General features: G+C 56.9%; 14 protein-coding genes, 2 tRNA genes and 2 pseudogenes. 1 reads left to right on the forward strand and 17 read right to left on the reverse strand.

Annotated features, from left to right (window positions below):
- Positions 1-141: 141 nt before the first annotated feature.
- Together BN874_RS25870 and BN874_RS22855 are read right to left on the reverse strand one after the other, a co-directional pair.
- Positions 142-276 (reverse strand): annotated as a pseudogene (locus BN874_RS25870) (DUF4160 domain-containing protein); the annotation flags it as partial.
- Positions 260-673, reverse strand: a complete 414-nt coding sequence (locus BN874_RS22855) for a tetratricopeptide repeat protein (protein ID WP_051497989.1) — start codon at positions 671-673, stop codon at positions 260-262. The pseudogene BN874_RS25870 and the gene BN874_RS22855, both read right to left, overlap by 17 nt.
- A gap of 106 nt (positions 674-779) precedes the next feature.
- On the opposite strand from BN874_RS22855, the gene BN874_RS17335 reads away from it, so the two are divergent.
- On the forward strand, positions 780-1805 hold the full coding sequence (locus tag BN874_RS17335; RefSeq protein WP_081756490.1) for a transposase: 1026 nt from the start codon (positions 780-782) through the stop codon (positions 1803-1805).
- Between the two features lie 417 nt (positions 1806-2222).
- Here BN874_RS17335 and BN874_RS17340 read toward each other — a convergent pair whose 3' ends face one another.
- The 15 genes and pseudogenes from BN874_RS17340 to BN874_RS17410 all read right to left on the reverse strand — a co-directional run.
- Positions 2223-2831, reverse strand: a complete 609-nt coding sequence (locus BN874_RS17340; RefSeq protein WP_034435538.1) for a class I SAM-dependent methyltransferase — start codon at positions 2829-2831, stop codon at positions 2223-2225.
- 7 nt (positions 2832-2838) lie between these two features.
- Positions 2839-3225 carry a Co2+/Mg2+ efflux facilitator ApaG/CorD gene (gene apaG, locus BN874_RS17345; protein ID WP_034435539.1) on the reverse strand — a complete coding sequence of 129 codons (387 nt, stop codon included), beginning with the start codon at positions 3223-3225 and terminating at the stop codon, positions 2839-2841.
- Between the two features lie 60 nt (positions 3226-3285).
- The gene (gene mpl, locus BN874_RS17350) at positions 3286-4656 is read right to left on the reverse strand and encodes a UDP-N-acetylmuramate:L-alanyl-gamma-D-glutamyl-meso-diaminopimelate ligase (protein WP_034435557.1); all 1371 of its coding nucleotides are present in this window, start codon (positions 4654-4656) and stop codon (positions 3286-3288) included.
- Between the two features lie 5 nt (positions 4657-4661).
- Entirely contained in the window at positions 4662-5600 is a 939-nt protein-coding gene (gene ispH, locus BN874_RS17355; protein ID WP_034435540.1) for a 4-hydroxy-3-methylbut-2-enyl diphosphate reductase, read from the reverse strand.
- 29 nt (positions 5601-5629) lie between these two features.
- Positions 5630-6124, reverse strand: coding sequence for a signal peptidase II (lspA, locus tag BN874_RS17360; RefSeq protein ID WP_034435541.1), 495 nt, complete (start codon positions 6122-6124; stop codon positions 5630-5632).
- A gap of 100 nt (positions 6125-6224) precedes the next feature.
- Positions 6225-6301 (reverse strand) — tRNA-Pro (locus BN874_RS17365).
- An 80-nt stretch (positions 6302-6381) separates the two neighbouring features.
- On the reverse strand, positions 6382-6681 hold the full coding sequence (gene ihfA / locus BN874_RS17370; protein WP_034435542.1) for an integration host factor subunit alpha: 300 nt from the start codon (positions 6679-6681) through the stop codon (positions 6382-6384).
- 4 nt (positions 6682-6685) lie between these two features.
- Positions 6686-9064: a phenylalanine--tRNA ligase subunit beta gene (gene pheT / locus BN874_RS17375; RefSeq protein ID WP_034435543.1), complete on the reverse strand. Its 2379-nt coding sequence runs from the start codon at positions 9062-9064 to the stop codon at positions 6686-6688.
- A gap of 21 nt (positions 9065-9085) precedes the next feature.
- Positions 9086-10102 (reverse strand): phenylalanine--tRNA ligase subunit alpha, encoded by a 1017-nt coding sequence (pheS, locus tag BN874_RS17380; RefSeq protein ID WP_034435544.1) that lies wholly within the window; start codon positions 10100-10102, stop codon positions 9086-9088.
- Between the two features lie 120 nt (positions 10103-10222).
- Positions 10223-10585, reverse strand: a complete 363-nt coding sequence (rplT, locus tag BN874_RS17385; protein ID WP_034435545.1) for a 50S ribosomal protein L20 — start codon at positions 10583-10585, stop codon at positions 10223-10225.
- A 24-nt stretch (positions 10586-10609) separates the two neighbouring features.
- On the reverse strand, positions 10610-10807 hold the full coding sequence (rpmI, locus tag BN874_RS17390) for a 50S ribosomal protein L35 (protein ID WP_034435546.1): 198 nt from the start codon (positions 10805-10807) through the stop codon (positions 10610-10612).
- A gap of 87 nt (positions 10808-10894) precedes the next feature.
- Positions 10895-11416: a translation initiation factor IF-3 gene (infC, locus tag BN874_RS17395; RefSeq protein ID WP_081756491.1), complete on the reverse strand. Its 522-nt coding sequence runs from the start codon at positions 11414-11416 to the stop codon at positions 10895-10897.
- Positions 11417-11434: 18 nt separating this feature from the next.
- Positions 11435-13351, reverse strand: a complete 1917-nt coding sequence (thrS, locus tag BN874_RS17400) for a threonine--tRNA ligase (protein ID WP_034435548.1) — start codon at positions 13349-13351, stop codon at positions 11435-11437.
- Positions 13352-13481: 130 nt separating this feature from the next.
- Positions 13482-13558: transfer RNA gene (locus tag BN874_RS17405), tRNA-Val, on the reverse strand.
- A 124-nt stretch (positions 13559-13682) separates the two neighbouring features.
- Positions 13683-14372, reverse strand: a pseudogene (locus tag BN874_RS17410) (ABC transporter permease subunit); the annotation flags it as partial.
- Between the last annotated feature and the right edge of the window lie 57 nt (positions 14373-14429).

The following is a 14429-nucleotide window of genomic DNA, read 5'->3' on the forward strand; positions in this document are numbered from 1 at the left end:
AATCTCTACGGGTCTAATTCCCCGCAGCTTGCTGCGTTCTTTGGTAACCCAATACCCCGCAGCTTGCTGCGGGGTCGTTTATCAAACTCTACAACTAACGTATGGCTGTCAATCGCTTGCACAGAAGTAATTTTAGAGCACTCTTTGTGGCAAGTCACCTTCGATAATTTCTAATATCCCTATGTTGAAAAGACCATTGTACTCACCGTACACTGCATGAAAATATAGTGGCAGGTGACTGCCAAAAAAATTGGCAGTTTCAATTCTTCTTGGGATGAGCGGCGATCCAAATTTTGGCGCGTTGTTGAGCTTCTGTTATTTGTTGCTCTGTAAAATGGGTAGTGAGATTATTGATCATTTCAACTACCTTCTCTTGAAATGGAGTACCTTCACTATACACATAAGAAACGTAAACCCACATTAGAGCAATAACACTATCTTTGGTTACACCGGCACATTGCCCATATTTCATACCGAGACCGAATTGAGCAAGAGCATTACCTTGATCAGCGGCTTTGTGAAGCCAATAAACAGCTTGAGCATCGTCTTTGGGTACACCTTGGACATTGGTATATGCCCTACCAAGATTTAGTTGGGCTTCAGCATATCCTTGATCAACAGCTTTGCGATACCAGTAAGCAGCTTGAGTATCATCTTGGGGTATAGCAATCATTTACCAATAGTTCGGACAGTTTTTCTAACTGCTGTTCAAAAAAACCTTCAACCTAGTAAAATGGAGTCTTCCACGACGACATTTTTAACTAAAATTGAAGGTTCCCATGTCTATAGTAGAAACCGTTTTACGGCAGATGTCCAGTGTGTTGAAACCCCAACGTACTTTTCTAGTCATTCTGTTGACAACTCTGATATATTTACCAGGAAAAGCCAACTTTCGTAATCTAAGTCGCTATAGTCATCTGCATGAAAAGACCTACTCCCGTGGGTTCCGCAGGGACTTTGATTTCGTTAAGTTTAATCGATTGAGTTTAGCGGATATTATCGCTAATAATTCTACATGGGTGGTCGCGATTGATTGCACGTTTTGTCCTAAAAGTGGTGAACAAACTTATGGATTAGATCACTTCTACAATAGCCAACAGGGTCGGGCCGAGAACGGTTTAGAACTGTCCACTCTGGCCTTGGTAGATGTCGATTACAACACGGCTTACCCTCTCTCCAGTCGCCAAACTCCACCCCTGGACAACCCCCAAGAAACCCGCGTGGACGACTATTTAAAGCATCTTCAACAGGATTTTTCGGCTTTACCCGCCGGCGTTCGTTATGTATTGGCCGACGGTTACTACAGTAAAATCAAATTTATCAATGGAGTATGCAACCTGGGTCTGCATCTCGTCAGCAAGCTACGCCACGATGCCAATCGGCGTTGGCTCTATCACGGCCCGCAAAAGCCCCGAGGTCGTCCTAAGCAGTACGATGGCAAAGTCCGTTTCCAACTCCAAGAATGGGATCGATTTGAGAAAGCCGGCGAAGTGCACGAAACTCAGGTGTATACGTCCGTCGTCAATAGCACTCATTTTAAACGAAATGTCCGAATTATTTATTTGATGAAACCCATCGGTCAAAAAATCAAAACCGCATTGTTGTATTCGACCGATATCGAGTTGCCAGCGCTGGAAATTTATCGTCTCTACAAGGCCCGATTTCAAATCGAATTCCTGTTCCGGGATGCTAAACAATTTACCGGCTTATTAGATTGTCAAGCACGCAGTCCATCGGCTCTTCATTTTCATTTTAACGCCTCCATGACTGCCTTGAATCTCCTCAAACTGGAGGATCGACAATGAAATCAGGGTACGGATCGACCCGTTATTTCTATTGCCAGTTGGAAGATTCGCAAATTCAATGAACATTTGCTCAAACGCTTTTCTTCCTTCTTAGGTTTGGACTTCAGTTCAATTAAATCCAGTCCCGAGTTCGGCAACCTATGTAACTACGGGGCTATCGCTGCATGAAACTGTCCGAAGTATTGAGGTATAAAAGCTGGGTAAAATCGTATTTGAAGATGCTACGAAATAATTTTGCAATTACCTCAATCAATTAGTTATTTATAAGCCGCCAATTATAATTCTCATTTTTGAGACAATAAACCCCGGTTTCCACAAGAACCCTCGAAGAATCGAAAAATTCATTAGCATCTCGGCGCGAGACACCGGCAGGAGGTTGCAACACCAAATAGGATCAGTGGAACTCCCGCCGCACTCTCAAAATCCGGTCTTGCGCAACACGATCTGCCGGAACCAGCCGCCAGCCAGCGCCGGCAGATCGGACACGACTTCCAGCCCCGGCACTTGCGCTAACACGGCTTCAAACACCACATTGGTTCGGGTCGCCAGCAGCCCCAGCAGCGGACTGATCAACCGCCGCAGCGGCGCGTTCTGTCCAGGCCGCAGAAACTTGTCGAGAATCAGGATTCGCCCGCCGCGCCGCAGCACCCGCGCCGCTTCCGCCAAAACCTGCTCTGGATGAGGTGTCACCGCCAGAATCAGATGCAGCAGCACCACATCAAAGGCGGCGTCGGCATACGGCAGGCAGCGGGCATCGCCTACATCAAGAGTCATCTCTAATCTCAGGGTGGCGGCCTTGCGGCGGGCGCGAGCCAGCATCGCCGGGGTCAGGTCGAGACCGGTGTAACGTGGCCCGGACGGCAGCAACGGCACATCCAATCCGCTGCCGATCCCGACCAGCAACACTTCGGCGTGCGCTTCCTCGCTGAGTAGCGCCAGGCTGCGCCGCCGCGCCGAAGCGGTGAACGGCGCTACCAGGGCATCGTAGATCGGCGCGAACAGGGTGTAGCTGTAGCGCAGCGTCATGCTGGATTCAATGCAGCGTGCGAGGAATGGATAGCACGAACGGCGGGATGTCGGTATCGAAGACTCGACCATCATCGGCCAGCATTTGATAGCTGCCTTTCATGCTGCCGACCGAGGTTTCCAGAATTGCGCCGCTGGTGTACTGAAAGCCTTCACCGGGGCGCAAGTGGGGCTGTTCGCCAACCACGCCTTCGCCGCGCACTTCCTCAATCTTGCCGTTGGCGTCGGTAATAATCCAGTGTCGGCTGAGCAGCTTGGCGGCAATATTGCCCTGGTTCTGAATCAGCACGGTATAGGCGAACACATAGCGGTCACTGTCTGGAGCCGACTGTTCCTCCAGATAAAAGGCTTGCGCAGCGACCTTGATGCTGTAATCGGTTTTTTTCTTCGCCATGGCTGATGTTCCGGGGGGTGGTAGTAGATTCGGTGGGGAATAGATGAACTGTAGAGCAACTCACTGCTCACCGGTAACCGTCGCCCGCAACGCTTGAAGCAACCGCTCGTGAATACCGCCAAAGCCGCCGTTGCTCATGATTAAAACATGAGTCCCTGGTTTGATTTGGGTCTGGACTGCGGCCAGCGTCGCGTCGAGCGAATGGCAAATCTGTTGACGCGAGCCGAGCGCTACCGCCACCACCCCAAGATCCCAGCCGAGATCGGGAGCCTGATACAACACTACGGCATCGGCCAGCTTCAGCGCCGGCGCGAGGCTATCCTTGAAGACGCCCAGTTTCATGGTGTTTGAACGGGGTTCCAGCACCGCAATGATCGGCTGATCACCCACCCGGGCGCGCAGTCCGGCCAGCGTGGTTGCAATCGCAGTAGGATGGTGAGCGAAATCGTCGTACACCACCACGCTATTGACTGCACCGCGCACCTCCAGCCGCCGTTTGACACCCTGAAAATCCGCCAGCGCCGCAATCGCCTGGGCAGGCGCTACCCCGGCATGATGGGCTGCCGCGATGGCGGCGAGGGCGTTATAAACATTGTGCATTCCCAACTGTGTCCATTCCGCCCGACCTTGAAGTTCACCGTGGTAATACAGCTCGAAGGCGCTGCCATCCGGTGCGATGCCCCGCGCTTCCCAGTCGCCGACGCCAAAGGTTTCCACTGGAGTCCAGCAGCCCATTGCCAGCACTGCGGCCAGATTCGCATCCTGCCCATGGGTCACGATCCGCCCCGATCCCGGCACGGTGCGGAGCAGATGATGGAACTGACGCTGAATGGCCGCCACATCCGGGAAAATGTCGGCGTGATCGAATTCCAGATTATTCAAAATCAGGGTGCGCGGACGGTAATGAACGAATTTGGAACGCTTGTCGAAAAATGCGGTGTCGTATTCGTCGGCTTCCACCACGAAGAACGGGCTGCGGCCCAGTCGCGCTGACTGCCCGAAATTGGCCGGAATCCCGCCGATCAGAAAGCCGGGTTCCAACCCCGCGTCTTCCAGAATCCAGGCCAGCATGCTGCTGGTGCTGGTTTTGCCGTGCGTGCCGGCCACCGCCAGCACATGGCGGTCACGCAGCACATAATCTGCCAACCACGCTGGCCCGGAGGTGTAGGGCCGATTGTGATCCAGCAGCGCCTCGATAATCGGTCGGCCCCGACTCATCACATTGCCGACGACAATCATATCCGGCTGAAATTGGTCGAGCTGTTCGGGGGCGTAGCCTTCCCGCAGGGTGATACCGGCTTCCGCCAGTTGCGTACTCATCGGCGGATAGACCCCGGCGTCGCAACCGGAGACGCGATGCCCCGCCGCACGGGCTAATAGGGCAACACCGGCCATGAAGGTGCCGCAAATACCGAGAATGTGAATGTGCATTTTAATCACCGTAGTTCTCGCGGCAGCGCAAACACCACGTTTTCCTCTTGGCCTACGCTTTCGGTCACTGCCGTCGCGCCCAGTTCCCGCAAGCGGGCGATCACCTGTTGCACCAGCACTTCCGGCGCTGAGGCACCGGCGGTCACGCCGATGGCGGTCTGATTCGCCAGCCATGCCGGGTCTATATCCTCGGGGCCGTCAATCAGATAGGCTGGGGTGCCCGCTTTTTCGGCCAATTCGCGCAGCCGGTTGGAATTGGAACTGCTGCGCGATCCGACCACCAGCAGCAGTTCACAGCGGCCTGACAGATTTTTGACCGCATCCTGGCGATTCTGGGTGGCGTAGCAGATGTCATCCTTGCGCGGTCCCTGAACCGCTGGAAATCGCGCGCGCAGGGCGGTGACGATCCGTGCGGTGTCATCCACCGACAGGGTGGTCTGGGTCACGTAGGCCAGTTCTTCGGGATGGCGCACCGGCAACGTCCAGACATCCTCGACGGTTTCCACCAAATACAGGTGTCCGCCCTGGCGCTCGTCGTACTGGCCCATGGTGCCCTCGACCTCTGGATGACCGGCGTGGCCGATCAGGATGACCTCACGCCCGGCGCGAGCGTGACGGCTAACTTCCATGTGGACCTTGGTGACCAGCGGACAGGTGGCGTCGAATACCTTGAGGCCACGTTGCGCCGCCTGTTCCCTGACCATTCGCGCTACCCCGTGGGCGCTGAAGATCAGCGTCGCTCCGTTGGGCACCTCGTTCAGTTCCTCGACGAACACCGCGCCGCGCCCGCGCAGATCGTCTACCACAAACCGGTTATGCACCACCTCATGGCGCACGTAGATGGGCGCTCCGAATAAATCCAGCGCCCGTTCGACAATGCCGATAGCCCGATCTACGCCAGCGCAAAAGCCGCGGGGATTGGCAAGGTGGATTTGTACGCTCATGCAATTCTCCAGAAAAACAGAGGGTTGGATCAGGAACCATCCACCGGATTTTTCAGAGGGTCACTCTTGTTGGACCCCAGGCTATCCAGCACCAGCAGCACTGCGCCAAGGGTAATCGCCGAATCGGCGATATTGAAGGCCGGCCAGTACCAGCGATCATAATAGAGTTGAATGAAGTCAATGACTTGTCCCAGCCAAACCCGGTCAATTAAATTGCCGACTGCCCCGCCTAGAATCAGCGCTAAAGCCACTGCCAGTCGCTGTTCCGCCGGTTTGAGCCGCACTAGCCAGACCAACAGCCCCATGCTGACCATCAGTCCCAGCCCCAGGAAGAACCAACGCTGCCAACCACCGGCATTGGCGAGAAAACTGAAGGCAGCGCCGGTATTGTAGGTCAGCAACAGGTTGAATGACGGCGCCACCGGCAGCGGTTGATGCATCACCAGCAGCCTCTCGGCGAGGTACTTGGTGGCTTGATCCAACCCGATCACCAAGGCGCTGAGCCACCACCATTGTTTGAGCATGAAATCAAGCCGGGGTTACGCGGAAAAAAACGCCCGTTTCCGCGAGTCTGAGATCAATCCGACACGGCGGGAAACGGGCGTGATGTACGTCATTGAAAATTGGTCGGGGCGAGAGGATTTGAACCTCCGACCACCTGCACCCCATGCAGGTGCGCTACCAGGCTGCGCTACGCCCCGGGTTGTAGCAGTTTGGCTGCCACGAAGAAGGGTCATGCTAATTCAATCCGCCGGGCTTGCCAAGCGTTTCCGTCGTGTCGCTACTGCGGTTCACCCTCAAAGTCATCCACCCGCGCCTTGAGTTTCTGGCCGGGCCGAAAGGTGACGACCCTGCGGGCAGTAATTGGGATTTCCTCTCCAGTCTTGGGATTGCGACCCGGCCGCTGATTCTTGTCACGCAGGTCGAAATTACCAAACCCGGACAGCTTGACCTGCCGTCCTCGCTCCAGGGCACTGCGAATTTCCTCGAAGAAAATTTCTACCAGTTCCTTGGCCTCGCGTTTATTGATGCCCAGTTCCTCAAACAGCCGTTCTGCCATGTCCGCTTTTGTCAGTGCCATGCTTCTAAATCCTAAGCGTTGCGCCAAACTGCCCAGACAGTTCAGCAATGATCCCGGATACGGTCGCCTCGACCACACTATCAGTAAGATTGTGCGAGAAATCTTGTAAAATCAATCCCAAAGCCAAACTTTTCTGACCTTCCGCAATTCCTTTGCCGCGATAGACATCGAACAGCCGCACTTCGCGCAAGCGCTCGCCGCCATAATGACGGATGCAATCCTGAATCGCCTGGGCGCTGATCGCTTCCTCCACCACGATAGCAATGTCGCGACGACTGGCCGGAAACTTGGAAATCTCCCGAAACGCCGGTAGTCGCGCCGCCTGCAATCCGCTCAACGACAACTCGAAGACGAAGGCATCGCCTTCCACCTCCAACTCCCGCGCCACCTGTGGATGCAACGCGCCCAACCAGCCGACTGCTACGCCACTGCGTTCGATGCGGGCGCTTTGGCCCGGATGCAGCGCCGGATGAGTGGCGGCAACGAAGGTGAAGGTTTCCGCTTCACCAGTCAGGGCCAGCAGCGCCTCGACATCGGCCTTGAGATCGAAGAAATCCGTCGTCCGGGCCGGTACGCCCCACTGTTCCGAAAAAACGGTGCCAACGACGACCCCGGCAATGTACGGCTCCTGCTGCAATCCATCATCTGTTGGAATGAAGTTCAAACCCTGCTCAAACAGCCGGCCACGCGGCTGCTGGCGTTTCTGATTGTAAATCAGCGCCTTGAACAATCCAGGCCATAAACTGGTGCGCATAACCGCCAGATCGGCAGAAATCGGATTCGCCAGCGCCAGCGGTTTGCGCTCCGGGTCAAGGCGGTGCTGGAACGCCGGATCGACAAAGCTGTAGGTAATGACCTCCTGAAAGCCGCGTTGCACCAGGGTTTCCTTGAACCGCTCCGGCGCGACCTGCCCTTCTGATTGCGGAGGTAAATCCAGTCGAATCAGAGGCCGGTTGCCCGGCAGACGGTGATAGCCGTAAATGCGGATGATTTCTTCAATCAGATCCGCTTCCAGAGCAATATCAAACCGGCTGCTCGGTGGAACCACCAGCCAATGCTCCACTTCCACCGCCACCGCCATGCCCAGGCGGCGCAGGATTTCCTCGACTTCGGACGCCGGAATATCCAGCCCCAGCAGCGTGCGAATCCGCTCCGGGCGCAGGCGAATCGCCGGTTCGGCGGGCAAATGCTCCGGGGAAACCGCCTCGATGATCGGCCCCGGTTGACCACCCGCCATATCCATCAGCAGGCGGGTGGCGCGTTCGGCGGCGCGGCGCTGCAACTGCGAATCCACCCCACGCTCGAAGCGATAGGAGGAATCGGTTTGCAAGCCGTAGCGGCGGGCGCGACCGGCAATACTGGCCGGGGTAAAGAAGGCGCTTTCCAGAAACACGTCGCGGGTAGCCGCAGTGCAGGAGCTGATTTCACCGCCCATGATTCCCGCCAGGGCCAGCGGGCCATTGCCGTCCGCGATCAGTAGCGTGTCCGCATCCGGCTCCACCACCGAACCATTCAGCAGTTCCAGCCGCTCGCCAGGCCGGGCGCAGCGCACTTCAATGCCACCGCTCAACCGACCCAGATCGAAAGCGTGCATCGGCTGGCCGAGTTCCAGCATCACATAATTGGTCACATCCACCAGCGGCCCCAAACTGCGCACTCCGGCACGGCGCAAGCGCTCTTTCATCCACAACGGCGTCGCGGCCGCTGGATTGACGCCGCGAATCACTCGACCCACATAACGCGGACAACCCGCAGGGTCGAGCAAGCTCACTGGAAAGGTCGCGTCCAGCATCGGCGCGACGGCATCGGCTGCAACGGGCCGGAACTCGCAGCGGTTGATCGTCGCCACTTCGCGGGCGATACCTTCCATACCCAGACAGTCACCGCGATTCGGCGTCAGCTCAATCTCGATCAGCGCATCGTCCAGTTGCAGCAACTCACGCACACTTTGACCGGGGCGACTGCCATCCGGCAGCGGCAGTAAACCCTCTGAAGTTTCCGCCAGCCCCAGCTCTGTGGCTGAACACAACATCCCTTGCGATTCAACGCCGCGCAGTTTGGATTTTTTGATGGTAAAACCGCCGGGCAACACCGCGCCGATCAGGGCCGTAGGCGCATACATCCCGACTGCGACATTCGGCGCGCCACAGACAATCTGCAACGGTTCCATGCCCCCTACTTCCACCGTTGCCACCCGCAACCGGTCGGCATCGGGATGTGGCATCAGCCCGATCACGCAACCGACCACCACCTGCTCAAACGCGGGCGCGGCGGCTTCGGTGCGGTCTACCTCCAGACCGGCCATGGTCAGTTGCGCCACCAGTTCGGCGCTGGAAACCGCAGGATTCACCCATTCCCGCAACCATTGTTCGCTGACTTTCATCCCTTGTTTCCTCGATCCGCGTTACTGGAACTGCCGCAAAAAGCGCAGATCATTCTCGAAAAACAGCCGCAAATCATTGACGCCATAGCGCAACATGGTCAGGCGTTCAACGCCCATCCCGAAGGCATAGCCGGTGTAGCGCTCGGAATCAATGCCAACTTTGGCAAAGACCGCTGGATGCACCATGCCGCAGCCCAGCACTTCCAGCCAACCGCTGTGCTTGCACACCCGGCAGCCGCTACCGCCACAGATGACGCACTGAATATCCACCTCGGCCGAGGGTTCGGTAAACGGAAAATAGGACGGGCGGAAACGCACCGCCAAATCGCGCTCGAAGAAGTGGCGCAGGAAATCGTCCAGCACTCCTTTCAGGTCGGCGAAACTTACGGCTTCATCCACCAGCAAACCCTCGACCTGATGAAACATTGGTGAGTGGGTTAGATCCGAATCGCAACGATAAACCCGCCCCGGCGCGATGATCCGCACCGGCGGTGCCTGCTGCTCCAGCACCCGGATTTGCACCGGCGAAGTGTGGGTGCGAAGCAGGGTGTGGGCGTCGAAATAAAAGGTGTCGTGCATCGCCCGCGCCGGGTGATGCGGCGGGATATTGAGGGCCTCGAAGTTGTGGAAATCATCCTCGACCTCCGGCCCTTCGGCGACCGCAAAGCCGATGCCGGTGAAGAACGCCTCAATCCGCGCCAGGGTACGGCTGAGCGGGTGGCGACCGCCCGGTTGCTGACCACGTCCTGGCAGGGTCACGTCAATCGCCTCGCTCGCCAGTCGGGCATTCAGCGCCACTGCTTCCAGCGCGGTCTTGCGCAGGGTGAGCGCAGTTTCCAGCGCTTGCTTGGCCTCATTAATCGCCTGGCCGGCCTCGCGCCGCTGTTCGGGCGGCAACCGGCCCAGCTCCTTGAGGCGTTCGGTAAGCACCCCCTTTTTGCCCAGATAATGCACCCGCCATTGATCCAGCGCGGCGAGATCGTCGGCTCCGGTAATCGTAGTGCGAGCAACTAGGAGGAGTTCGGGCAATGCATCCACGCGAGCGATCTCTCAACACAGTAAACCATCGGGGCCATTGAAAAGGGGAAAGGATCATCGCCTTTCCCCATCAAGAAGCCTACATGCGCCGCAGACCGGAACCCGGCCCTGCGGATGGATTCAGGCGATGCCGAGCGCAACCTTGGCGCGGCTGGCCAGTTCGGCAAACGCCGGCTTGTCGAACACCGCCAAATCAGCCAGCACCTTACGGTCAATTTCGATGGTCGCCAGATTCAGCCCGTTGATCATCCGGCTGTAAGACAGGCCATTCTCGCGGGCGCCGGCATTGATGCGGGCAATCCACAGCGCACGGAATTCGCGCTTCTTCTGACGGCGGTCGCGGTAGGCATATTGGCCGGCTTTGATAACAGCCTGTTTGGCCACCCGGAACACCTTGCTACGGGCACCGTAATAGCCTTTAGCCTGGTTCAGAACTTTCTTGTGACGGGCGTGGGCAGTAACACCACGTTTTACTCGGGGCATGGCTTTTCCTCTAATCCAGCAGCGTCAAGCGTAGGGCAACATCCGGCGCACGGCCGGGGTATCCACCGCCGCTACGGTCATGGTTCCGCGCAACTGGCGCTTCCGCTTGGTGGTCTTCTTGGTCAGGATGTGCCGGTGGTGCGAGTGGGCCGTCTTGAATTTGCCGGACCCGGTGCGGCTAAAGCGCTTGGCCGCGCCGCGATTGGTTTTCATCTTGGGCATTGCATGACTCCGCGATTGCAAAAGGTAAATGAATGGGCTAACCCCGGTGCGTGCCGAAGCTGGGAACTGCCAACCCTCCGAAGGGAGTTAATTCTTCTTGATCGGCGCGATGGTCATCACCATCTGCCGCCCTTCCATTCTGGGTCGCTGTTCCACCGTGCCGTAGGGCGCAAGATCGGCTTCAACGCGCTTGAGGAGGTTCATCCCCAAATCTTGGTGCGCCATTTCGCGGCCCCGAAACCGCAGCGTCACCTTGGCTTTGTCGCCTTCGGTCAGGAAACGGATCAGGTTGCGTAGTTTGACCTGATAGTCTCCTTCGTCCGTACCTGGACGAAATTTCACTTCCTTAACCTGAATCTGTTTCTGCTTCTTCCTGGCTTCCTGCTGCTTCTTAGCCTGATCGAAGCGGAACTTGCCATAGTCCATGATGCGGCAAACCGGCGGTTTGGCGTTCGGGGAGATTTCCACCAAGTCCAGTTCAGCATCCTCAGCCATCTGTCGGGCTTGCACCAAGGGCACAACCCCGGCCTGCTCACCCTCTTGATCGATGAGGCGTACTTCACGCCCGGTGATCTCGTCATTGAGCCGGAGTTCATTATTCGCGGCGATGTTGCTGTCCTCCAGTGATTATTCGGTTCGCCCGCGCCGGACGATGTCGGTTTGCAGGAGATCCACAACCGCAGTCAGGCTCATGCTGCCCAAGTCCTTGCCGGTGCAGGTGCGCACAGCGACCGTTTCTGTTGCCATCTCCCGATCACCCACTACCAGCAGGTACGGAATGCGCTGTAGCGTGTGTTCACGAATTTTAAAGCCGATCTTCTCGTTTCTCAAGTCAGCAGCTACGCGGAAACCTTGTTGCATAAGGTTTTTTTCGATCTGGGCTGCATAAGCCGCCTGATGATCAGTGATGTCGAGCACCACTGCCTGCACTGGCGCCAGCCAAACCGGCAACGCCCCGGCGTAATGCTCGATAAGGATACCGATGAAACGCTCCAGCGAACCGAGAATGGCCCGATGGAGCATAACCGGTACTCGCTTGCTGCCATCCTCGGCAATGTAATGGGCGTCCAGCCGACCGGGCATCGAAAAATCCACCTGGATAGTGCCGCACTGCCACAGTCGATCCAGACAGTCGCGCAGCACGAATTCGATCTTCGGCCCGTAAAATGCGCCCTCGCCCGGTTTCAACCGCCACGGCAAACCGGTGCGGTTCAGCGCCAGTTCCAGCGCGCTCTCAGCCTTGCTCCAGACGTCGTTGCTGCCGACCCGCTGCTCGGGCCGGGTCGCCAACGCCAATTGCACTTCACTGAATCCGAAATCGCCGTAAACCCGGAACAGCAGATCCATGAACGCCGATACTTCGGGCTGAATCTGATCTTCAGTGCAGAAGATATGCGCGTCGTCCTGGACGAAGTTGCGCACCCGCATCAGCCCGTGCAGGGTGCCGGACGGTTCGTTGCGATGACAGGATCCAAACTCGGCCAGTCGCAGCGGCAAATCGCGGTAGCTCTTCAGTCCCTGGTTATAAACCTGAATGTGGCAGGGGCAGTTCATCGGCTTGATCGCGTAATCGCGGTTTTCCGATGCGGTGGTGAACATGTCGGCGCGAAACTTTTCCCAGTGCCCGGAGCGTTCCCACAGACTGCGATCCACGATCTGCGGGGTATGAATTTCCTGATAGCCGTGTTCGCGCAGCAGTTGGCGGATGTAATTCTGGATTTCGACGTAGACGCGCCAACCGTGGTCGTGCCAGAACACCATGCCGGGCGCTTCCTCCTGAACATGGAACAGGTTGAGCGCCTTGCCGATACGACGATGATCGCGCTTTTCCGCTTCCTCCAGCCGGTGCAGATAGGCTTTCAACGCCTTTTGATCCTGCCAGGCGGTGCCATAGATCCGTTGCAACATTTCGTTGCGGGAGTCGCCGCGCCAGTAGGCCCCGGCTACTTTCATCAGCTTGAACGCCTTGATTCGACCGGTAGACGGCACATGCGGGCCACGGCAGAGATCGATGAAATCAGCCTGTCGGTATAGCGAAATATCCTGATCCGCCGGAATGTCGGCAATGATTTGCGCCTTGTACTCCTCGCCCATATTGCGAAAGAAGGTGACGGCTTCATCGCGGGGCATGACCGAACGGGTCACTGGAAGGTCCTGCGCCGCCAGTTCTTCCATCCGCGCCTGGATGCGTTCCAGATCATCCGGAGTAAAAGAACGTTCAAAGGCGAAGTCGTAATAAAAGCCGTTATCGATGACCGGGCCGATGGTGACCTGGGCGGTGGGATAGAGTTGCTTGACCGCGTGCGCCAGCAAGTGAGCGCTGGAATGGCGGATGATCTCCAGCCCTTCCGGGTCGCGCTCGGTGATGATCGCCAGCTTTGCATCCTGCACGATGAGATGCGAGGTGTCGCGCACCTGGCCGTCTACTTTGCCGGCCAAAGCCGCTTTGGCCAAGCCTGGACCGATTGCGGCGGCGACTTCGTATATGCTGACTGGCTCGTCAAAAACGCGCGGGCTGCCATCAGGAAGCGTGATTACCGGCATTGCTGCAACTCTCTTAATCCACTAACGGTTTCGCTGAGTAAAATAGTAAAGGGCGCTCCTAAAACCCTTCTTTTGGAAGGAAGGCGCGCCCTTTGTACAAACTGAACCGGCTTTGCAACTCACAAAAGTTTGGTAGGCGCGATTGGACTCGAACCAACGACCCCCACCATGTCAAGGTGGTGCTCTAACCAACTGAGCTACGCGCCTAAGCGATAGGGGCGAAAGGTTAACCAAAGGGCGGCAGCTTGGCAAGAGGGATACGGCTTATTTTCGGTCTGAACCCAGGACTGGCAAATTGCGACAGCAGATATGATCTGAAACGGCCAGAATTTTATCGTTGTCGCCATGCCTGGGTGCGCTGGTGCAGCCAGCGGCTCAAAACCGCATGCAGCAACCGCATAACCCCAGCGGTCAACACGATCAGCATGGCCATTGCTGCCGCCGGCGCAGTATCGCCAGCATCATCCATGTTGAGTACCGCTACCGAGGCTAGCGTAGTGTTTGGCGAATAAAGGAAAACGACAGCGGATACCGTGGTCATGGCGTTGATGAAGAAGTAGATTCCAATGTCCAAAATTGCCGGCAGGCACATCGGCGTCGTAACTCGCCAGAAAGTGCGGTAGAACGGGGTTTTGAGCGAGGCCGACACCGACTCAAATTCTGGATCAAGCTGCTTAAGCGCGGTCAGCGCGGTGAGGTGGCTGACGGTGTAGAAATGCGCAATCGTGGACAGCACCAAAATCGCCATGCTGCCGTACAGAACATTCAGCGGGTTGCCCGGCGCGTTGAAAAAGAAAATATAGGCCAGCCCCAGCACCATCCCCGGTACCGCCATGGGGATCAGCGCCAGTAGATGGGTGGCCGTGCGCAGCGGTTTCGCCACCCGGGCCTTCTCCACCAGATAGGCCCCGGCAAAAACGATGATGCTGCCAAAGATCGCTGTGTACAGCGCCAAGCGGATCGAGTTGCCATAGGACGCCCAACTGCCGCCATCGGCGTTGCTGAAGTCATAGTGACTCATACCATTTCTCTATAGATTTAATTATAATTTTGATGCCAACTTACGATAGGGTATTGA

This window comes from Candidatus Contendobacter odensis Run_B_J11 (assembly GCF_000531125.1).
Lineage (GTDB): Bacteria > Pseudomonadota > Gammaproteobacteria > Competibacterales > Competibacteraceae > Contendibacter > Contendibacter odensensis.

Coding starts and splice junctions, on each gene's coding strand:
- apaG (WP_034435539.1), bottom strand. CDS start 3,225: ATGGCGAAGAAAAAAACCGATTACAGCATCAAGGTCGCTGCGCAAGCC.
- thrS (WP_034435548.1), bottom strand. CDS start 13,351: ATGCCGGTAATCACGCTTCCTGATGGCAGCCCGCGCGTTTTTGACGAG.
- rpmI (WP_034435546.1), bottom strand. CDS start 10,807: ATGCCCAAGATGAAAACCAATCGCGGCGCGGCCAAGCGCTTTAGCCGC.
- ispH (WP_034435540.1), bottom strand. CDS start 5,600: ATGAGCGTACAAATCCACCTTGCCAATCCCCGCGGCTTTTGCGCTGGC.
- lspA (WP_034435541.1), bottom strand. CDS start 6,124: ATGCTCAAACAATGGTGGTGGCTCAGCGCCTTGGTGATCGGGTTGGAT.
- ihfA (WP_034435542.1), bottom strand. CDS start 6,681: ATGGCACTGACAAAAGCGGACATGGCAGAACGGCTGTTTGAGGAACTG.
- BN874_RS17335 (WP_081756490.1), top strand. CDS start 780: ATGTCTATAGTAGAAACCGTTTTACGGCAGATGTCCAGTGTGTTGAAA.
- mpl (WP_034435557.1), bottom strand. CDS start 4,656: ATGCACATTCACATTCTCGGTATTTGCGGCACCTTCATGGCCGGTGTT.
- BN874_RS22855 (WP_051497989.1), bottom strand. CDS start 673: ATGATTGCTATACCCCAAGATGATACTCAAGCTGCTTACTGGTATCGC.
- BN874_RS17340 (WP_034435538.1), bottom strand. CDS start 2,831: ATGACGCTGCGCTACAGCTACACCCTGTTCGCGCCGATCTACGATGCC.
- rplT (WP_034435545.1), bottom strand. CDS start 10,585: ATGCCCCGAGTAAAACGTGGTGTTACTGCCCACGCCCGTCACAAGAAA.
- pheT (WP_034435543.1), bottom strand. CDS start 9,064: ATGAAAGTCAGCGAACAATGGTTGCGGGAATGGGTGAATCCTGCGGTT.